This window comes from Archangium primigenium (genome assembly GCF_016904885.1).
Classification (GTDB): domain Bacteria; phylum Myxococcota; class Myxococcia; order Myxococcales; family Myxococcaceae; genus Cystobacter; species Cystobacter primigenius.
Window position 1 is genome coordinate 6,473,139 of the sequence record NZ_JADWYI010000001.1, and the last position, 20,223, is coordinate 6,493,361.

At 70.0% G+C, this 20,223-nt stretch carries 15 protein-coding genes; 9 read left to right on the plus strand and 6 right to left on the minus strand.

All coding sequences use genetic code 11. The annotated features are described in order from the left end of the window. Window positions 1-29 precede the first annotated feature (29 nt). The 3 genes from I3V78_RS26415 to I3V78_RS26425 all read left to right on the plus strand — a co-directional run bounded on the left by I3V78_RS26415 (window position 30) and on the right by I3V78_RS26425 (window position 2,546). Window positions 30-818 carry a HipA family kinase gene (locus tag I3V78_RS26415; protein WP_204491225.1) on the plus strand — a complete coding sequence of 263 codons (789 nt, stop codon included), beginning with the start codon at window positions 30-32 and terminating at the stop codon, window positions 816-818. Continuing rightward, on the plus strand, window positions 796-1,197 hold the full coding sequence (locus I3V78_RS26420) for a DUF3037 domain-containing protein (RefSeq protein WP_204491227.1): 402 nt from the start codon (window positions 796-798) through the stop codon (window positions 1,195-1,197). Before I3V78_RS26415 ends, I3V78_RS26420 begins: the two co-directional genes overlap by 23 nt. Before the next feature lie 122 nt (window positions 1,198-1,319). Then, complete coding sequence (locus I3V78_RS26425; protein WP_204491229.1) at window positions 1,320-2,546, plus strand: hypothetical protein; 1,227 nt, start codon at window positions 1,320-1,322, stop codon at window positions 2,544-2,546. A gap of 44 nt (window positions 2,547-2,590) precedes the next feature. On the opposite strand, the gene I3V78_RS26430 is transcribed toward I3V78_RS26425, so the two are convergent. Further along, window positions 2,591-4,381, minus strand: a complete 1,791-nt coding sequence (locus tag I3V78_RS26430; protein WP_204491232.1) for a hypothetical protein — start codon at window positions 4,379-4,381, stop codon at window positions 2,591-2,593. A gap of 766 nt (window positions 4,382-5,147) precedes the next feature. Between I3V78_RS26430 and I3V78_RS26435 the strand changes: the two genes are divergently transcribed. Beyond that, window positions 5,148-5,786, plus strand: a complete 639-nt coding sequence (locus I3V78_RS26435; RefSeq protein WP_204491235.1) for a hypothetical protein — start codon at window positions 5,148-5,150, stop codon at window positions 5,784-5,786. A gap of 160 nt (window positions 5,787-5,946) precedes the next feature. Here the strand turns inward: I3V78_RS26435 and I3V78_RS26440 are convergent, their stop codons facing one another. Continuing rightward, window positions 5,947-6,396 carry a MarR family winged helix-turn-helix transcriptional regulator gene (locus tag I3V78_RS26440; RefSeq protein WP_204491237.1) on the minus strand — a complete coding sequence of 150 codons (450 nt, stop codon included), beginning with the start codon at window positions 6,394-6,396 and terminating at the stop codon, window positions 5,947-5,949. Window positions 6,397-6,514: 118 nt separating this feature from the next. Between I3V78_RS26440 and I3V78_RS26445 the strand changes: the two genes are divergently transcribed. The 3 genes from I3V78_RS26445 (at window position 6,515) to I3V78_RS26455 (ending at window position 12,324) form a co-directional block, all read left to right on the plus strand. After that, window positions 6,515-7,897: a TolC family protein gene (locus I3V78_RS26445; RefSeq protein ID WP_204491239.1), complete on the plus strand. Its 1,383-nt coding sequence runs from the start codon at window positions 6,515-6,517 to the stop codon at window positions 7,895-7,897. After that, window positions 7,885-9,066, plus strand: a complete 1,182-nt coding sequence (locus I3V78_RS26450; protein WP_204491241.1) for an efflux RND transporter periplasmic adaptor subunit — start codon at window positions 7,885-7,887, stop codon at window positions 9,064-9,066. The genes I3V78_RS26445 and I3V78_RS26450 overlap by 13 nt, the downstream gene beginning before the upstream one ends. A gap of 84 nt (window positions 9,067-9,150) precedes the next feature. After that, entirely contained in the window at window positions 9,151-12,324 is a 3,174-nt protein-coding gene (locus I3V78_RS26455) for a multidrug efflux RND transporter permease subunit (protein WP_204491243.1), read from the plus strand. A gap of 76 nt (window positions 12,325-12,400) precedes the next feature. Here I3V78_RS26455 and omp85 read toward each other — a convergent pair whose 3' ends face one another. The 4 genes from omp85 to I3V78_RS26475 form a co-directional block, all read right to left on the minus strand. After that, window positions 12,401-13,762 (minus strand): Omp85 family outer membrane protein, encoded by a 1,362-nt coding sequence (omp85, locus tag I3V78_RS26460; protein WP_204491245.1) that lies wholly within the window; start codon window positions 13,760-13,762, stop codon window positions 12,401-12,403. Window positions 13,763-13,797: 35 nt separating this feature from the next. Then, a complete protein-coding gene (locus tag I3V78_RS26465) occupies window positions 13,798-14,922 on the minus strand; it encodes a DUF819 family protein (RefSeq protein ID WP_204491247.1) in 1,125 nt (374 codons plus the stop codon). Further along, on the minus strand, window positions 14,919-16,241 hold the full coding sequence (locus I3V78_RS26470; RefSeq protein ID WP_204491249.1) for a pyridoxal phosphate-dependent decarboxylase family protein: 1,323 nt from the start codon (window positions 16,239-16,241) through the stop codon (window positions 14,919-14,921). Before I3V78_RS26470 ends, I3V78_RS26465 begins: the two co-directional genes overlap by 4 nt. Before the next feature lie 130 nt (window positions 16,242-16,371). Continuing rightward, window positions 16,372-16,983, minus strand: a complete 612-nt coding sequence (locus I3V78_RS26475; RefSeq protein WP_338023755.1) for a TetR/AcrR family transcriptional regulator — start codon at window positions 16,981-16,983, stop codon at window positions 16,372-16,374. A 189-nt stretch (window positions 16,984-17,172) separates the two neighbouring features. Between I3V78_RS26475 and I3V78_RS26480 the strand changes: the two genes are divergently transcribed. Further along, on the plus strand, window positions 17,173-18,477 hold the full coding sequence (locus I3V78_RS26480; protein ID WP_204491252.1) for a glycosyltransferase: 1,305 nt from the start codon (window positions 17,173-17,175) through the stop codon (window positions 18,475-18,477). A gap of 11 nt (window positions 18,478-18,488) precedes the next feature. Beyond that, on the plus strand, window positions 18,489-20,210 hold the full coding sequence (locus tag I3V78_RS26485) for an MDR family MFS transporter (protein ID WP_204491254.1): 1,722 nt from the start codon (window positions 18,489-18,491) through the stop codon (window positions 20,208-20,210). Window positions 20,211-20,223: the final 13 nt, after the last annotated feature.

Here is a 20,223-nt window from a genome sequence, read left to right on the forward strand (position 1 = left end):
TCCCCGCCGCCCCGCGCGAAGGAGTCCCCATGTTGAGAACCCTCACCGCGACCCGCTACGTCACCCCGCTCCGGGAAGGCGGCTCGTGCCCCGCCATCGTCGAGGCGGAGGACTCGGGCATGTACGTCCTCAAGTTCCGCGGCGCCGGCCAGGGCATCAAGGCGCTCGTGGCGGAGATCCTCGCCGGCGAGCTGGCGCGCACGCTCGGCCTGCGCATGCCGGAGCTGGTGCTCATGCAGTTGGATCCCGCCCTGGGCCGCGCCGAGCCGGACGGGGAGATCCGCGACCTCATCAAGGCCAGCGCGGGCCTCAACCTGGCCATGGACTACCTGCCGGGCTCCATCACGTTCGATCCCACGGTGGGCCCGCCCCCGCCGGCCGACGAGGCCTCGGCCATCGTGTGCTTCGACGCCTACGTGACGAACGTGGACCGCACCCCGAGGAACCCCAACCTGCTGTGCTGGCACCGCGCCTTGTGGCTCATCGACCACGGCGCGTCCCTGTACTTCCACCACGCCTGGGACGACTCCCTGGAGCGCGCCCGGAGCCGCTTCGCCCCGGTGCGCGACCACGTGCTCCTGCCGTGGGCGACCGGGCTCACCCAGGCCCTGGCCCACCTGCGCGAGCGCGTGACGCCCGAGGTCATCCGGGGCATCGTCGCCCGGGTGCCGGACGCCTGGCTCGGCCCCGCGGTGGAGCCGCACTTCGCCTCGGTGGAGGCCCACCGCGAGGCCTACGCCGCGTTCCTGATCGAGCGCCTGCAGGCGGCGCCCGCGTTCCTCGAGGAGGCCGAGCGTGCCCGCTCCCAGCTCGTTTGATTACGCCATCATCCGCGTGGTGCCCCGGGTGGAGCGCGAGGAGTTCCTCAACGCGGGCGTCATCCTCTACTGCCTCACCCACCGCTTCCTCGACGCGCGCGTGACGTTGGATCTCGCGCGGCTCGAGGCCCTGGCGCCCGGCGCCCCCGGGGACCTCCTGCGCGAGCACCTGGAGACGATCCCCCGGCTGTGCGCGGGCGGGCGCAAGGCGGGCCCCGTCGGCCAGCTCCCCCAGAAGGAGCGCTTCCACTGGCTGGTGGCCCCGCGCAGCACGATGATCCAGACCGGGCCCGTGCACGCGGGCCTGTGCGAGAACCCCGCACAAGCGCTCGAGCACCTCATGCGGTGCATGGTGCACCCGTTGCCCCGCGCGCCCTGAGGGGCCCAAGGGAACCCCAGGGGGGGGCCCGCTACCGTCCGGAAGCGGGGGTCTGATACAACTCGGGTTCAGCTCCCGGGAAAGCGCACCCGGGGCGCCGTGGTCGACCAGGAAGGGATACCGTGGACGCTGCCTGGACCATCTGCCCCCATTGCGGACTCAAGCACCGGCCCCGGGCGCAGAGCCTGTGTCCCCGCTGTGGCCGCACCTCGGCCACCACGCCCCGCACGGCCACGCCGGCGGCCACTCCACGGGTCGCCCCGGTGCGTGCCGCCGTCGCGGCGCCCGCCGCCGCCGCCGTGGCTCCGCACCCGGGGGGAGAGTTTGTCCGCTCCGTGGAATACATCCCGGATCTGACACCCGCCGCGTCCGCCCTGGAGCGGGCGCACGCGCTCGAGGCGCCGACGCCCGCGAAGGCCGAGGGGCCGCCCACCCTGGGGCTCGGGGGCGCGATCCTGCTGCTCAACGCCGTGTTCCACGTCTTCGAGTTCCTCTTCCTGCCCTCGCAGTCCTCGGACGGACCGCTCCGGGCGGTGCAACTGGCGGGCACGCTCGTGGGCGTGGGCGTGGACGCGCTGCTGGGCATCGGCTTCCTGCAGGGCAAGACGAACCTGCGCACCCTGGCGCTCGTGCGCCTCATCGTGGGCATGTTCCTGTTCGGCGGCATCAGCCTCCACCAGGGCCAGTTCCTCTTCACCCTGGTGACGTTCGCCTTCTCCTGCGGCGTGATGGTGCTCATCTGGGGCAAGCCCTCGGTCACCCTGGCCGGCGCGGGCCTCACCGCGGTGATGCTCGCCAGCCTGGTGGAGGTCATCGGCTTCGTGAAGCTCGACGCCACCCAGTCCCTGGACGAGCGGGCGCGCATCGCGCTGCGGCCGGACCTGCAGGGCCGCGAGCTCACCCACGAGGACTCCATCGTCGGCACCAAGCGGGCCTACAGCCTGCGGGTGCCCTCGGACGGGTGGTTCCGCCACAAGCCGGACAGCCCGGGTGCCCTGGACGCGCCCGCGGACGTGTGGCTGTCCCACCCCGAGCGCAACGGTCACCTGCTGGTGGCCCTGCGCAGCGCGCCCGAGGAGGTCCTCGACGCGAACGAGGCCCGCGAGGCCGCCCTGAGGGACCTGCGCACGCGCTTCCCGGACTTCCAGGAGGCCGAGCCGGAGGGGCCCGCGCCGGAGACGCCCCCGGCCATCACCGGCACCGCCACGCGCAACGGCCAGGCCATGCGCTTCGAGGTGTCGCTGCACCCGGCCGGTGACGTGCTGCTGCGGGTGACGGCCGCGGCGCCGCAGGGCACCTTCGAGGTGCTCCAGCTCGCCGGCGCCACCACCCAGGTCCGGCCCGACTGACCTCGGGTCTGTTAGTGACCGCAAGCTCTACACCGAGCCTCACGTCAATCAGGGAAACGCGACGGTGACGGTGCGTCGAGCCGACCTTGCATGAAGTGAATACCTTCCTGCAAGACCGTATGCATTTGCTCCGTCGGGCCGAAGCCCGCGCCACCCAGCTTCGCGAAAAACTGCCCATCGGCGAGCGGCTGGTTGAACTCCTGCCAGGCAATACCCGAGAAACGACGGTGAACCGTCACGGGGAAGCGCGCGAAACTCTCGAACGTATGGCGTTCGGTCGAGGTTGGAGTTTGTACGACGGCCGCTGACTCTCCATCGGCGAGGGGTGGAAGAGCCCACACCTTGTCGTCGAACCGGACGAAACCCTCCATGATCGGTGCGCCCAATCCATTGTGGACCCGTATTCCCTTGCCCTCGCGATCAACCACCAGACGAGAACGTGTTGGCACCACCGCGACGTCTCCCCACTCCTGATAGGTCCGCCCAGGAAAAACCCTCGGCAAGTCCACCAAACCATCCGTCCAATCCGCTGTGATGGGTTGTTGGAGTTCGTTCACATCGGGACCAAGAAGAGCACCGAATGCGGGAATCCGCACGGTCTTCGACCTCAGGCCAATCTCGTAACCGAAGACGCCAATCGTCACTGCACGACTCCGCTCCCGGTCCAGGAACACGAGGCTGTAGCGAGAGGATCGGGAGGAAAACCCCTCCCTAGACAAACTCCAGACCATGGTGGACAGCACCAACAACAATGGAATGGAAATGCGCACCACGGATTTCTTGTACTGGGCAAGACAAACCCAGCCAATCAGCATCAAGAGAACGAGGAGAACAGTCAAGACAAGAAGCCTGGCTGTTGGCGATGGCCGGTCGCTGTTCAGTAGAGGCTGTTCTCCATTGGCCAATACATGGTTTCCACTTTCCCAATCCATCGGCGGTCCAACAGCGGCGACAGGCCATAGATGCAAACCCAACCCAATGGAATGCACATCCCAGAGCAGTCCCTGGCCACACTCGTCCGGATGATGACACAGGCGCACATGCCCGAAGCCATAGCGGTGGACGCCGGGACCGGTGTCCGTGAGCAGCGGCAGGCGCTTGTCTATATCCGCGGGAGGGAGGGTGAGAATCAACCGACCACCTGTCGCGGCATAGGCCTCGAGTGCATTCCAGGCTTGCACGGACAACTCATCAGTCGCTCCCGCGACGACGGTCGCCGCATGCCCCACATACGCGGTCAGTTCTTGCGGCGCATCTCCTGGCGGCACAAAACGCGCTGAGATCCTTGGCCGTTGGTCCATTCGAGGCAGGTTTGTTCCTGTCAGTAGGAGCGTCTCTGATCCCAGTACCAACACGGCTTCGCCTCGGGCATCCAGCGCGCTGAAGTCGAACGGCTGAAAGCTGGTACCCGCGCCCGTCAACCGGACCGTTCCGTAGCGCATGGATACCGGGACATAAATCCAGGCGCTCACGCGCTGTCCCGGCGCTACCCCCACGTTTCTAACAACAGACTCCACGGACATCCCCGCGGGAGTGAACCCAATGTGCAAGGCGCGCGGGACAGTCCCTTGATTGTTTATGATGATATCCAGCGGCAGATAGCCGCGCGCGGGGCGAAGTACTCCCGTGGCGACAGAGACAGTCAAATCTCCTTCGGTCCATTCCGACCCCTGCCGTGGCAACTCGCCGTATCCTGCCTCCCAGGGGTCTTCTTCACCTTGATTGACCCCCTCGGGCAACGGCTCGATTATAGGTGTTTTCTCGAACTCCGAGTCGACTACCGTCGAAGTCATGGCGATGGAACCGCCCGACGCAACCAAGTGAGCGAGAATCATGAGTCGCCAACACCTCATCACAGAACACCCCGCAGTCCGTGCGCATGGAATGTCCACGAAGTTTTCGGACATAGTCAGTAGTCAGGAGAGGGTCCGCGCCACCCATTCGTGCATCGCGGTTCGACACCAGGAGCAGGTGGATGGTTGGGCGTAGAGGTAATTGTACTCGGGCCAGCTCACTTCGAGGTGGACGAGGAAGTCGAGATGGGACGATGCCTCGCGGTTGCGCGACACGAGCCGGGTCATAAGTGAGCCAGTGGGTCATGTGTAGCCCGACTCCAGCCGACTCGCAGCACGCCAGCCACACAACGCCGATGCGCAGGGGAAGAAAACGCCCGCGGGCGACTCGGTATGTCCGTCTCGCACCGATGCATTCAGGTAAGAGGCCTCTTCCGGGCTGAGGTGGATGTGTCGTGCGGGACGCCTTCTCATCCATCAGAGCAATTCATTCCCCGCGACTATGCCCAAAACTTCGTGGACACTCCACTCGCCATATTCACGCGCCTCCTCACAGGCAAAGTCCAAGTTGACAGCCCTACAGTACTCCCGATACCGTACTCACGGTACGCGCGCCCAAGCAGCTACCTGATGGGCTGCTTCATTGATTTACTTGAGAGTCAGACTGTCCACCTCAATGGACACGTCCGACGTAGATCAACAACGACAGCATCTTGTCTGCTGAGGAGCCATGCCGCCACCGCCCCCTCCGAGTGCCCATCCCATCGTTGCGGAAAAGGCAGAGCTTCTTGGAAAAGACCAAAAAACGATGCAGTCCTACGAGCTTTTCCAAAGCGGAACGCGGGGCTGGTTTTTCTCACCAAATCGAGGCTTGACTGGCGCAAAGGAGCGGCCGAGCAAAATAGAATCCTGGAAGGCCTTCAAGGCGCTGCTCAACGTGGGCGACAAGAAAGCCAAGGTCATCGCGGATCTCGCGGGCATCCCTGACAACAGCTTAAGCGAGAGACATTGGCCGACATTGAAGCGCGCCTACGATGGTTGGCCCGCCGATCGCTATGCGATCTTCCAATCATCGGGCACAGGCGGCGACTATCTCTGTAACGTCTTCGTCGGTGACGTGATCTACTTGGCAGGTAAGTCGCGCATGCGCGACGGAGGAAAGTATTACGGCGCCAAGGAGTTCTACACCGGGGGAGTCGTTCCTCGCTGTGAGCAGATCGAACAGCGCCAGTCGGCCCGAGGAGATATCGCCTCGTGGGATTTTGGGAACGCCAAGCACATGGAGATCGTGACCAAGGTCACGCGGGAGAAAGGTATCTTTTGGGATACCAATGAGTTTTGCTCTCGAGGCGCGGGACGAGCAGGCGGAGAGCAGGGATTAGAGAAGTGTGGAGGCGGCGATCGGGCTCTGGATGCCTCGAACATCAAGTTCTTCCGTCTCAGGTAATCATGAGCGCCTGCGACTGCCCATCTGGGACGCGTTCTCGCGATTCTGGGGTGCCCTCCACCTAGCCGTGTGACGTGCTGCTGCGGGTGACGGCCGCGGCGCCGCAGGGCACCTTCGAGGCGCTCCAGCTCCCCGGCGCCACCACCCAGGTCCGGCCCGACTAGCCCGCCTCGTCCAGGGGCCGCTCCTGCGCGGAGGGGCCCTGCGTCAGTGCCCCCAGGGCCTTGTCCAAGAGGCGTCTGAGCTCGTGCAGCTCCGCCTCGGTCAAGTGCCGCGACACCTCCTCGTCCACCGCGCGCGCCGCCTCGCCCAACAGCTCCAGCTCCGGCCCCACACTCTCGGTGGTCTGAAGCTTCACGCAGCGGCGATTCTCGCCCGCCTGCCGGGTCACCAGCCCATCCTCCACCAGGCGGTCCACGAGTCGGCTCACCGCCGGGGCGTCGATGCCCAGGCGATCCGCCAGGTCCACCTGACTGCGTACCTCGCCGTGGGCGATGCACTTCATCGCGATCAGGTGTTGGAAGGGCCGACGCGTGCGCCCACTCAACCGGCGGTTGATTACCCGGTGGATGGCGCGGCGCAGCGAACCCACTTGCTCAGCCAGGGTCATTTGACCTATACAATGCTTGTGGTCGACAATAGTTGTCAACCACGGACCGCACATGGGTGCGGTCGGGGGTCCCGAACCGGGGCCCACCCCCCTCGTCGTCCTGGGTGTTCCAACTGGTATGTCCTCGCGCTTGGCGCTGTTCCTGATGTCGCTCACGGCGGTCCCGGCCCTGGCTCAAGAGCCCACCGCCGCGCCCCCGCCCTTCCAGGCGCAGGTGAACGATCCGATGCTGGCCCCGGCCCCGTCGGCCGCGCGGCAGGTGGCCTCGTGGCAGGAGGCGCTGCGGCTGGTGCGCGAGCGCTCCACGGATCTGCGCACCGCGGAGGCCAACGTGGAGCGGGCCCAGGGCCGCTGGCGCCAGTCGCTGTCGCTCCTGTTGCCCAACGCGCGCCTGTCCATGGGCGTGACGGAGGATCTGCTCCACCCGAACCTCGCCGTGGGGCTCACGGGCGCGCCCATCATCCCCCAGGCGGGCCAGCCCATCCCCACGGTGCCGCTGCTCAGCGGCACGGCGTCGCTCACCCAGTCACTGGTGGACGTGGGCGCCTGGCGGGGCCTGTCCTCCGCGTCGGCGGCGACCGACAGCGCCCGGGCGAACCTCTCGGACATCCAGCGCCGACTCACCCTGGGGCTCGCGCGCACGCTCGTGGCCACCGTGGCCGCCGAGCGCTCCGCGGAGATCAACCGCGTGGGCCTGCTCCGGGCCCTGGAGCGCGCGGCGCTCACCCAGCGCGCGTTCGAGCTGGGCTCGGGCACGCAACTGGACGTGGTGCGCGCGCGCCAGGACGTGGAGGTCGCGCGCCAGGCGCTGATCGCCGGAGACGAGCAGTTGCGCCGCACGCGCGAGGCCCTCGGGCTCGCGGTGGGCCTGCCCGAGCAGGTGGGCGTGGAGCCCGCGTTCCAGCTCCAGGGGCTGGTGGACGAGACGCGGCAGGCGTGCGCGCCCCTCGACGGCCCGGAGGCGCGCGCGGACGTGGAGTCGGCGCGCAAGAACCTCACCGCCACGCGCGACAGCCGCCAGCAGGCCACCGCGGGCTACCTGCCCACGCTGGGCCTCGCGAGCAACCTCTCCGGCTACACCACCTCGGATCCGGCGCCGGCGCAGCTGGCCACCTGGAGCCTGGCCGCGGTGCTGACCTTGCCCCTGTGGGAGGGCGGCGCCCGGGGAGGCCTGGTGCGCGAGCGGACGGGCCTGGAGCGGCAGGCGGCCGAATCCCTGGAGAATACGCGGCGCAACGTGCAGGTAGAGGTGACGCGCGCCCAGCGCAACGTGGGCGTGGCCGAGTCCCTGGTGAAGACGTCCGCGGAGTCGCGGGAGCTGGCGGCGAAGACGGATCAGCTCACCCGCCGGGCCTACGAGGTGGGCCGTGGCAGCAGTCTGGAGCTGGTCCAGAGCGGGGCCGCCCTGCGGCAGGCGGAGCTGTCCCTGGTGTTGCGTGAATTCGAGCTCGTCCAGGCACGCCTGGATGCATTCTTGACGGAGGCGCGGTGCGACTGGTGAACAAGGGACGCCCCCTGAAGGCGATGATGATGGGAGTCTGGGGCGCGGCGTTGTTGGCGGGCGCCTCGGCCTGTGGGAGCAAACCGGCGGCCAAGGCCGCCCCGCCCCCCCGTGAAATCGACGTGGTGCAGCTGACGCCCGGCGAGGTGCGCGACACCGGCGAGTACCTGGGCACGCTCATGTCGCGGCAGAGCATCACCGTGCTGCCCCAGGTGGCCGGCTACGTGCGCCGCATCCACGTGAAGCCCGGCCAGAAGGTGGAGCAGGGCGCGCCGCTCTTGGACGTGGACTCGCGCGAGGCGAGCGCCGCGCTCGACAGCGCCCGGGCCCAGCGCACCTCGGCCGAGGTGAACCTGGAGCAGTCGCGCCGCACCCGCGCGCGCATCGAGTCGCTCTACAAGGAGGGCCTCGCGAGCGCCCAGGAGCTGGATCAGGCGCGCGCCCAGGTGGACGCGCTGGACGCCAGCACGCGCGCCGCGGCGGCCCAGGAGACGCAGCGCTCGGTGCAGTTGCAGTTCCTCACGGTGCGCGCCCCGTTCGCGGGCACCGTGGGTGACGTGCTCGTGCGCCTGGGGGACTTCGTGGGCGCCACCACCCCGCTCACCAGCATCGCCCAGGCGGACGTGCTGGAGGTGAGCGTGGCCATCCCCTCCGAGCGCGCCCGGTCCCTGCGCCTGGACACGCCCCTGGAGATCCTCGACGCCCAGGGCAAGCTCTTGCTCACCAGCCCCGTCTTCTTCGTGGCCCCGCTGGCCGACCCGCGCACGCAGCTCGTGGAGGTCAAGGCCGCGTTCCGCAACACCGCGGGCCTGCGCCCGAGCGAGCTGGTGCGCGCGCGCCTCATCTACTCCACGCGCGAGGCCCTGCAGCTGCCGGTGCTCGCGGTGGTGCGCCAGAGCGGCCAGCCCTTCGCCCTGGTGGTGGCGGACAAGGAGGGCAAGACGGTGGTGGAGCGTCGACCCGTGCGGCTCGGCCCGCTGGGCGCCACGTCGTACGTGGTGGAGAACGGCCTCCAGGTGGGAGATCGCGTGGCGGTCAGCTCGCTGCAATCGCTGCGCGATGGCGCGGTGGTGAAGGTGAAGCAGGCCGCGGCCTCCCAGCCCGAGTCCATGCAGGCCGACAAGAAGAATGTCCAGGCCCAGGGCGGCATCGCCGGGGGCAGCCGCTAGTCCAAGCAACCGCGTGAGCCCGGTCCCCCCGCGATGAGCGCGGGGGGCCGAGAGCACCGCCGAGAGAATGAGGGCGTCACCTCCGTGTTCGTCGATTTCTTCATCCGCAGGCCCGTCTTCGCCGCCGTCTGCTCCATCCTGCTCACGCTGGCCGGAGCGGTGGCCATTCCCACCCTGCCCATCTCCCAGTACCCGGACCTGGCGCCCCCCCAGGTGACCGTCACCAGCACCTACGTGGGCGCGAGCGCCGAGGTGGTGGAGCAGGCCGTCACCATCCCGTTGGAGCAGGAGATCAACGGCGTGGAGGGCATGCGCTACATCACCTCCACGAGCGGCAACGACGGCACCAGTCAGATCACCGTCACCTTCGAGCCCACGCGCGACATCGAGGTCGCGGCCGTGGACGTGCAGAACCGCGTGAGCCGCGCCGCCGCGCGCCTGCCCTCGCAGGTGAACCAGACGGGCATCGTGGTCAACAAGGCCTCCAGCCAGATGCTGCTGACCATCGGCCTGTCCAGTCCGGACAACCGCTACGACACCCAGTTCCTCACCAACTACGCGGACGTGAACCTCAAGGACGCCATCAAGCGCGTGCGGGGCGTGGGCGACGTGCGCATCTTCGGCGAGCGCAAGTTCTCCATGCGCCTGTGGTTGGACCCCACGGCGCTGGCCAGCCGCGGCCTCACCCCCCAGGACGTCACGCGCGCGCTCCAGGAGCAGAACCTCCAGGTGGCCGCGGGCCAGGTGGGCCAGCCCCCGAGCGACACGGATCAGCCCTACCAGATGGCGGTGCGTGCCCGGGGTCGGCTCCTGGAGCCCGACGAGTTCGGCGAGGTGGTGCTGCAGCGCACCGCCGCGGACGGCAAGGTGGTGCGGGTCAAGGACGTGGGCCGCGTGGAGCTGGGCGCGGAGAGCTACAGCACGCTCTTGCGCTTTGGCGGCCGGCCCGGCGTGGGCATGGGCGTGTTCCAGTTGCCCACCGCCAACGCGCTGGACGTGCGCGACGGCGTCTACCGGGAGCTGGAGCGGCTCGCGCAGCAGTTCCCCCCGGGCCTCGAGTACAAGACGGGCACGGACACCACGCTCGCGGTGCGCGCCTCCATCAACGAGGTGATGCACACGCTCGTGGAGGCCATCGCGCTCGTCATCCTCGTCATCTTCCTGTTCCTGCACGGCTGGCGCAGCGTGCTCATCACCGCCATCACCCTGCCGGTGTCGCTCATCGGCACCTTCTCCTTCGTGTACCTGATGGGCTTCTCCATCAACACGCTCACCCTCTTTGGCCTCACGCTCGCCACGGGCCTCGTGGTGGATGACGCCATCGTGGTCATCGAGAACATCGAGCGCTTGATGGCCGAGCGGGGCCTGTCCCCCATGAAGGCGGCGAGCGAGGGCATGAAGGAAGTGGCGGGCGCCGTGGTGGCCATCTCCATCGTGCTGGTGGCGGTGTTCGTCCCCGTGGCCCTGTTCCCCGGCACCACCGGCGCCATCTACCGCCAGTTCGCGCTCACCATCGCCGCGTCCGTGGCCCTGTCCACCTTCTGCGCCCTCACCCTCACCCCCGCCCTGAGCGCCCGCCTGCTCAAGCACCACCACGGCGAGAAGTGGGTGTTCTTCCGGATGATGGACCGCGGGCTCGACTGGACGCGCGACACCTACAGCCGCGGACTGCGCGGCATCCTGCGCTACCCGCTCGTCATCCTCGGCGCCTTCCTCTTGTGCATCGCGGGCACGGTGATGCTCCTGCGCGCGGCGCCCACGGGCTTCATCCCCGACGAGGACCAGGGCTACATCATCGTCTCCATCCAGGGCCCCGAGGGCATGGCGCTCACCCAGACGGAGAAGGTGATGGCCGACGTGGAGAAGATCCTCCTGGCCCAGCCCGAGGTGCTGACCATGTTCGCCATCGGCGGCTTCTCCATGTCGGGCAACGGCTCCAACTACTCCACCATCTTCGTGCCGCTCACCCCCTGGGAGAAGCGCGTGGGCAAGGAGCACTCGGTGGCGGCGCTGGTGGAGCGGCTGCGCGGCCCGTTCGGCGCCATCGGCACCGCGCGCGTGCTGCCCTTCCAGCCCCCGGCCATCCGCGGCGTGGGCAGCGTCGGTGGCTTCCAGTTCATCGTCGAGGACAACGCGGGCACGCGCTCGCTCGACGAGCTGGCCACCTCCACCGCCGAGCTGGTGGCCGCGGGCAACGAGGACGGCCAGCTGCGCGGCGTGTTCACCTCGTTCAACGCCGACACGCCGCTCCTGGACGTGGAGGTGGACCGGCAGAAGGCCAAGGCGCTCGGCGTCCCCATCGAGCAGATCTTCGGCACCATGCAGATCTACATGGGCAGCCAGTACGTCAACGACTTCAACTACGCCAACCGCACCTACCGCGTGTACATGCAGGCCGAGCAGCGCTTCCGCGACAGCCCGCAGGACATCGGCTCGTTCTACGTGCGCAGCGACGCCGGGGCGATGATCCCCCTGGAGTCCCTGGTGAAGGTGAACCCCATCGTCTCCGCCCAGGTCATCCGGCACTACAACCTGTTCCGCTCCGCGGAGATCAACGGCCAGGGCGCGCCCGGCGTGTCCTCGGGTCAGGCGCTCGCCGCCATGGAGCAGCTCGCCGCCGAGCGGCTGCCCCCGGGCATGAGCGCGGAGTGGACGGGCCTGAGCCTCGAGCAGAAGGAGAGCGGCGGTCAGACGGTCATCATCTTCGGCCTGGGCCTGCTCTTCGTGTTCCTCGTGCTCGCGGCGCAGTACGAGAGCTTCACCCTGCCCTTCGTCATCATCCTGTCGGTGCCGCTGGCCATCATGGGCGCCATCGGCCTGCAGCTCGCGCGCGGCTTCGCCAACGACGTGTTCTGTCAGGTGGGGCTGGTGATGCTCGTGGGCCTGGCCAGCAAGAACGCCATCCTCATCGTGGAGTTCGCCGAGCAGCTGCGCGCCGCGGGCAAGAGCGCGGCGGAGGCGGTGGTGGAGGCCGCCGCGGTGCGTCTGCGGCCCATCCTGATGACGTCCATCGCGTTCCTCCTGGGCGTGGTGCCGCTCATGACGGCCACGGGCGCGGGCGCCGCGTCGCGCAACTCCCTGGGCACCACGGTGTTCGGCGGCATGCTCGTGTCCACGGTGGTGAACTTCCTCTTCATCCCCGGCCTGTACGTGCTGATGCTCAAGCTCCGGGGCGAGGCCGAGGCCCCGGCCAGCTCCGGCTCCAACGACTCCGGCTCGGACGCGGATTCTCACGGAGTCCCCGCGCCCTCGCCCTGAGGTCCGCGCGGCGCTGAAACGACGAAGGGCCCGGCTTCCCCCAGGGGAGGCCGGGCCCTTCGTCGTTCGGGACCCCTCAGAACATGTGGTTGAAGTCGAGGTAGAAGCCCGTGGTGCCATCCCGGGGGCTCACGCCGTAGTCCGCCCGGACGACGAAGTTCTCCTCCCAGGCGATGCGCAACCCGCCCCCGGCGCCATAGAGCGTGGTGGTCGCGTCCCGGAAGCGCGGATCCGTCCAGGCCCGCCCCGCGTCGAAGAAGGAGATGAGCGTGAAGTCCAGCCGCTGTCCGCCCGGCTCCACGGAGAGGAACTTCCAGCGCAGCTCCCCGTTGCCCAGCAGCTTCGCCTTGCCCTGCAGGCGGTTCTTGAGGATGCCGCGCGCGGAGTACACGCCGCCGATGCCGCCAAAGCCCTCGCGCCACTCGATGCCCGTGAAGGTGCTCAAGAGCGTGAAGGGCACGTCCCCGGCCACCACGTCGCCGAACAGCCGCAGCGCCGCGACCAGGCGCTCGGTGAAGAGCGGGTGGTAGAAGCGCAGGTTGAGCGAGGCGCCGCCGTAGGTGAAGGCGCTGCCCGTGGCGGGCGCGGCGCCGCGCAGGGCGAACTCGTGGAACATGCCGCGCACGGGCGCCGGCTCGTTGTCCCGCAGGTCGAGGATCACCCCCGCGTTCACCTCACCCGAGCGCAGGCGCAACAGGCCCCCCGCGCGCTCCTCGCCCAGCCCGCCCACGAGCCCGGCGCGGATGTCCTCCTCCAGCAGGGACTCGCGCGCCTGGCCCAGGTCGTCCGCGCCGTAGCGCGTGCGCACGTCGGTCAGGCGGAAGCGGTAGCCCACTTCCAACTGCCAGGGGCTGTCCCCGAGCTGCCGGCGCCCGTTGAGCATGATGCTCGGCAGGGTGCGCTGATCGTAGGTGTAGTAGCGCAGCCCCCGGAAGTCCGGGTTGTCCGGGCACACGTCCGGGTTGGTGGAGAGCGTGCTCCGGTCCGCGCAGGTGGCGTACGCGGCCGTGTACCCGGCGCGCTGCCCCAGGCCGAAGTACGGCGAGAAGCGATCGTTGATGATGCCCACCGAGGCGGCCAGCCGCCAGCGCGACTCCAGGAAGCGGGGCGCGTCCAGGAACAGGCGGTGGTTGGCCACCCCGCGCGTCGTCTGGAAGAACTGCGCCACGAACACCATGCGGTAGGGCCGCTCGGTGCCGTTGCCCCGGTCCACCAGCATCAGCCGGGCGCCATACCCGAGGCCCTCGTCGCTGTTGTAGTTGACCAGGGGCAGGCCCTGCACGCGCCAGCCCGTGCGCACGGGCGAGCGCTCCACGGCGGGCGGGACTTCCACTTCACGAGGAGGCACGGGCTCCGGCGGCGCGGTGTCCTGCGCGCCCGCCGAGGCCGCCCACAGCGCCAACACCACGCCCGCCCACGTCTTTTGAATCGGTGGCATGTACGACTCCAGATGCACGGAAGAGGATGAGTTGTTCAGGGCCGCAGCCACCAGGCCACGGCCAATCCCAGGTAGGTGCCCACCGCGTAGCCCATGAGCCCGGTGGTGAGGCCCGACACCACGAGCTCGCGGTTGCCGAGCGCGCGGGCCACCGGACCGATGAAGGGCGGCCCGAAGATGGTGGCGGTGGAGGTGATGAGCGCGGTGTCCGCGTCGATGCGGAAGAGCGCCGCGAGGGCGAAGTGCAGCACCACGGAGGCGAGCACCACGCCCGCGCAGAAGAGGAAGACGAACGCGCCCGTGTCCCGCAGGCGGCTGGCGTCGGCGAGCGTGCCCACCGCCACGCAAAAGACGAGCAGCGCGTAGTCCCCCAGGGCGTAGCTGCCCGGCAGCCGCCGCACCGCGGGCACGAAGGAGGCCGCGAGGCTCAGCGAGGTGAGCAGCAGGAGCACCACCGGCGGCTCCAGCCCCCCCAGCGCGAGCCACGACGCCCCCACGGACACGCCCACGAGCCCGGCCGCCAGCCCCAGGGCCAGCGCCATGCCCCGCGCGCGCGGCCCCAGCGGCCCGGACGTCTCCGAGGCCTCGCCGCCGTCCACCCAGCCCGAGGGGTTGGCAAAGGGCCGCAGGAAGACGAGCGCCACGCGCTGGGCCACCGTGACGAGGAAGAGCAGGTACACGGCCCCCACGACGATGTCCGCCGTGTTGAGCAGGATGAGCGTCTCCTCGCGCACCCGCAGCGCCAGGCCCACGGCGTTCATGTTGGCGGTGCCGCCCGTGTAGACGCCCACCAGCATGCCGGACATCTTCCACCACTCGTCCGAGCCGTCCTTGAGCAGCCACCCCACCCCCGCGGCGCCCACCATGGCGGACACGCACGCGAGCGCGAAGGACACCAGCGTGGGCCGCGCCAGCCGGCTCCACCGGGGCACGTCCGTGGAGAAGAGCAGCAGCGGAATGGCGAGCGGCACGGCGGCCTCGCTCACCGTCAGGCTCAGCTTCACGTCCGGGCTCCACCCGGGCAGGTTGCCCAGGAGGATGCCGAAGCCGTAACAGACGACCACCGGCCCCACCCAGGCGAGCGGCCGGACGTGGCGCGCGGCGAACAGGACGAGGCCAGGAAAGCCCACCAGGGCCAGGACTTGGAGCACCGCCGTCATTCGCCCGAGTACAGGCCATCCATGAACTGCAGGAGGAAGCCCTCGGCCTCGTTGCGGTCGGGCAGGGAGCCCAGCATGCCGTACAGGGCGGCGCTGCCATCCGGCGCGGGCTCTCCGCGCGCGAGGCTCGCGGCGCACGCGCCGAGGTCCTCCAGGAAGGGCTTGACCACCTGGGCGTGGGCGGGCGTCACCATCAGGTGCAGCGCCGGGGGCGACATCTGCCGGTCCAGCTTCCAGCCCCGCGCCTCCATGACGTCCCCGAGCGCGTAGACGTCCAGGGTGTCCGAGGTGAAGGCGAAGATGCTCAGCCCGGGCTCACCGATGAGCCGCAGGCCCGGCACCGCGGCGATGCCCTCGCGCAGGGCCCGGGCCGTGTCGAGCACCTGGCCCGCCAGCCGCAGGTAGCCCTCCTCCCCCAGGTACTTGAGCACCGCCCACGCCGCGGCGATGGCGCCGCCCGGCCGCGTGCCCGCCATGGAGGGCGAGACGTACAGGCCCCCGCTCCACCCGGCGTAGGTGAAGAACTGGTGCCGCCGCAATTCCGGCGTGCGGTAGAGCACCACCGAGGCGCCCTTGGCCGCGTAGCCGTACTTGTGCAGGTCCGCGGACAGGCTGGTGACGCCCGGCACCGCGAAGTCGAAGTCCACGAGCGCGTGGCCCAGCCGCCGGGCGAACGGCAGCAGGAAGCCGCCCAGACACGCATCCACGTGGAAGAGCACGCCCCGCTCCTGGGCCAGGGCGGCCAGCTCGGGGATGGGATCCATCACCCCGTGCGGATAGGACGGCGCCGAGCCCACCACGAGCGCCGTGCGCGGGCCGATGGCGGCGCGCGTGGCGGCCACGTCCGCGCGGAAGTCCGCCGCCACGGGCACGTTCACCGGCTTGAGGCCGAAGTAGTGCGCGGCCTTCTGGAAGGCCGGGTGCGCGGAGGCGGGCAGCACCAGCTCCGGCTCGGTGATGCCCCGCTCCGCCCGGGCGAAGTCGCGCGCCGTCTTGACGGCCATGAGGATGGACTCGGTGCCCCCGGACGTCATCGTCCCGGCGGCGGTGTCCCCGTGGAAGAGCTCCGCCGCGATGGCGAGCACCTCGGCCTCGAAGCGCCGCAGGCTCGGGAAGGCCAGGGGGCTCAGGCCATTCTCGGACATGAACTCCGTGTAGGCCTCGGCGGCCACCCGGCGCACGTCCTCCCCCGCGTTGTACACGAGGCTCCACGTCCGGCCCTCCCTCCAGTTGGCGTCCTCGGTGCGCATGTCGCGCATGCGCGCGAGCACTTCCAGATGACTCAGCCCCTGGGACGCCAGGCGGGCACTCTTCGACATCTCGACTCCAAGAGAGGGGGGGGACGGGTGGAGCGCACTATAAGAGAAACCACCCGTCACGCGTGTCCGGATGTTCACAACCCGTGGGAGCGGCCCTTGACGTGCCGCGACACCGCCCGGACTCCGGCGCTCAGCGGCCGCGCCCGCCGGGCGCCAGGAGGCCGTGGAGCAGCAGGTCCACCACGCGCTCGAGGAAGGCGGCGTCGGGCTCGCGGCGCTCCACGAAGAGCCGGTGCTGGACGATGCCCGCGATCATGCTGATCACCACCTTGCCGTCGACGCCCTCCGGCCCGATCTCCCCGCGCGCCCGCGCGTGATCGAACAAGGGCTGGGGCCGGGCGTCCAGGGCCTCGCGGATCACGGTCGCGAGGGCGAAGAACTCCGGGTCCTGCTCCTCGGCGATGAGGATGCGCCGCAGCGCCTGGCCCTCGGGGGACTTCATCACCGAGGCCATGTGGCCCACCACCCCCAACAAGTCCCCCCGGAGCGAGCCGGTGTCCGGCAGCACGAGCTGCTCGAGGGTGGACGCGCGCAGCGCCGCCTTCACCAGCTCGGGCTTGGTGGGCCAGCGCCGGTAGATGGTGGTCTTGTTGACCCCGGCGCGCGCCGCCACGTCCTCGACGCGCAGCGCCCCATACCCCTTGGCCACCAGCTCCTCGAGCGTGGCCTCCAGCACCCCGCGCACCACGGGCTCTCCCCGCACGAGCGCGCTCTTCTTGGACGTCGTCCGCCTGACCGCCACGTGTCCGCTCGCTCCCCTGCCGGACGCACATCCCGCGCCCCTGCCCCACAACATGGCCTCCCTCCCGCCCAGCGTCCATCGCAACTTCCAGTTGCGATGATGACACGCGGCGTCTATATCCATCGCAACAACCCGTTGCGGTGGTCACGTGTGACACGTGGCCGCCGCCGGATTCCAGGACGGACACGCATGACCTCGACGACGGAAGTGTCTTCCAAGCCCGCGACGTTCCTGCTGACCAGCTCCTCGGCGCCGGGCCACTACCTGCGGGTGTTGGACCTCGCGCAGCAGCTCACCTCGCGGGGCCACCGGGTGCTGTTCAAGGCCCGCGCGAGCGCCACTCCGGACGCGAAGGCCGCGGGCGCGGAGCACGTGCCCTACGAGCACATGCTCGACCTCCAGGACTTCACGGCGCTCGCCCCGCATGTCCGCCTGCCCGCGTGGCTGCCCAAGGCGCCCTTCACGTTCGTGCAGATGCGCAGCGTGGTGCAGGCCAACAACGTCCAGCTCGCCAAGGAGCTGGAGGCACTGCTCAAGCGCGAGCGGGTGGACTGCGTCGTCTATGATTTCTTCGAGGTGGGCGCGGCCTGGGCCGCGGAGCGCGCGGGCATTCCCCACGCGAGCGCCGGCAACATGGGCACCACGCTCACCCAGGACAGTGTCCCCCTGATGCTCAGCGAGGCCTCTCCCCTGCGGCACGTGCGCCGTTTTCCCGGGGTGGCGCACACGCTGCTCGGCCAGCTCATTCCCCTCAACGCGCAGCGCGCCATGCTCGGCCTGCCGCCCTACACCGGCCGCACGGCGGAGCTCATCCAGGGCATGGTGTCCCCGCACCTGCACATCGTCATGGGGCACCGCGGCCTCGCCTCGGGGTTGGCGCTGCGCGACCGCCAGCTCTTCGTGGGGCCCACCACCTTCAACGTCTCCGCCAAGACGCTCCAGGAGGCGCCGCGCGTGGTGCCCGGCACGGTGATCGTCAGCACCACGACGACGCCCGGGGACAAGGGCCTGTTCCGCCGGGTGCTGGAGGCCGTGGCGCCCCTGAGCGTGCCGGTGTTGGCCACGGCCGCGGGGGCCCAGGACGTGCCCGAGGGGCTGGGCGGCCACGTCCGCATCGAGAAGTACGTGCCGCACGACGCGGTGTTCCCCCAGGCCCGGGCGCTCATCACCCACGGCGGCTGGGGCACGGTGGGCCGCGCCCTGCTCCATGGTCTGCCCATGCTGGTCATCCCCCTGTTCGGCGATCAGCCGCTCAACGCCACCCTGGTGGAGCGCGCGGGCCTCGGGCGCTACCTGCCGCTGGACAAGGCCACGCCCGAGGCCATCCGCGCCGCGCTCCAGGACCTGCTCGCGGACGAGGGCCTGCGGGCCCGCGCGCGCCGCGTCGCCTCGGACATCCAACACCTCAAGGAAGAGCAGGTCGCCGTGCGCGCCCTCGAGCAGCTCGCGCGCTCGGGCCGGGTGGACGTCGCGGCGCTCGCCTCCGCCGCCTGACGAGCCCGCCCATGTCCCTGACCGCCACCGCCACCCCGGCGCCGCCCGACGCGCGCATCGACTACGTGAGCACCCTCACGCCCCGCACCAAGGCGCTCGTCCTGGCGGGGGTGATGATGGCGCTGTTCCTCGCGGCGTTGGATCAGACGATCGTCGCCACGGCCCTGCCGCGCATCGTGTCCGAGCTGCACGGCATGGAGCTGTTCGCCTGGACGTCGACGTCCTACCTGCTCGCCAGCACCACGCTCGTGCCCATCTACGGCCGGCTGTCGGACAGCCTGGGCCGGCGGACCATCATCCTCGTGGGCATCGCCATCTTCCTGGTGGGCTCGGTGCTGTGTGGCCTCGCGGGCTCCATGCTCGCGCTGGTCGTCTTCCGGGGCATCCAGGGCATGGGCGCGGCGGCCATCACCTCCACGGCCTTCGCCGTCCCGGCGGACCTCTTCGCGCCCGCCGAGCGCGCGCGCTACCAGGGCATCTTCGGCACGGTGTTCGCCGCCTCCAGCATCATCGGCCCGCTGCTGGGCGGCACGCTCACGGACACGGTGGGCTGGCGCTGGGTGTTCTTCATCAACCTGCCGCTCGGGGCGCTCGCGGTGGCGTTCATCGTGAGCAAGATGCCGCGGCTGCACAGCGGGGTGCGCGCCCGGGTGGACTGGCTCGGCGCCTTCCTGCTCGTGGTGGCCACGGTGCCCCTCCTGCTCACGCTCCGGGGAGACCGGCCGCTCGCGGCGTGGCTGTCCGCGCCCGTGCTCGGCATGCTCGGCGTGTCGCTCGTGGGGCTGGTGCTGTTCATCCGCGTGGAGCGAAAGAGCCCCCACGCCATCATCCCCTTCACCCTGTTCCACAACCGCGTCTTCTCGCTCATCTCCCTGACGTCGGTGTTCACGGGCGCGGCGTTCTTCGCCGCCCTGCTCTTCCTGTCCATCTTCGCCGTCAACGGCCTGGGAGCCACGGCGCGCGAGGCGGGCCTCGCGATGATTCCCCTGACCCTCGCCGTGGTGCCCACGTCCCTGGTGACGGCGCGCCTGGTGAGCCGCACGGGGCACTACAAGCCCGTCGTCCTGGGCGGGCTCGTGCTGACGAGCCTCGGGCTGTACCTGCTCAGCCGGCTCACGGTGGACAGCACGCTCTGGCACATCGGCGTGGGCACCTTCGTGTTCGGCTGCGGCATGGGCCCGCTCCAGCCCATGCTCACCCTGTCCATCCAGAACGCGGTGGCCCCGCACCAGGTGGGCACCGCCACGGCGGGCCGGCAGTTCTTCCAGCAGCTCGGGCAGGCCCTGGGCAGCGCCGTGTTCGGCCTCATCCTCACCCTGTCGCTGACCCACTCGCTCACCACCACGCTGCCCGGGGTGCGCGAGCGGGTGCCCCCGGGGCTGCACGCCCGGTTCGATGCCTGGTTCGACGCCGAGCGCATCCGCAGGGGGGGCGGCACCCAGGAGGACGCCCCCGGGAGTCCAGGGCCCGGGGCCTCCACGCCCACCGCCGAGGTGCGCGCCCGCTACGAGGCCCTGCGGCACGCGCCGGGCGCCGATGGGGCGGCCCTCGCGCGGGAGGAGGCCCAGGCGCTCGAGGCCACCCACGCGGGCGAGCGGGCCGTGCGCGCCGCGTTCGCCCGGGCCGTGGCGCGCGTCTTCGACTGGGCGCTGCTCTTGAGCCTGTGCGCCCTGGTGCTCGCCGTGTTCACCCGGGAGATCCCCCTGCGCCGGACGAACGCGCCCGCGTCCTGAGCGGGGCCCGGGC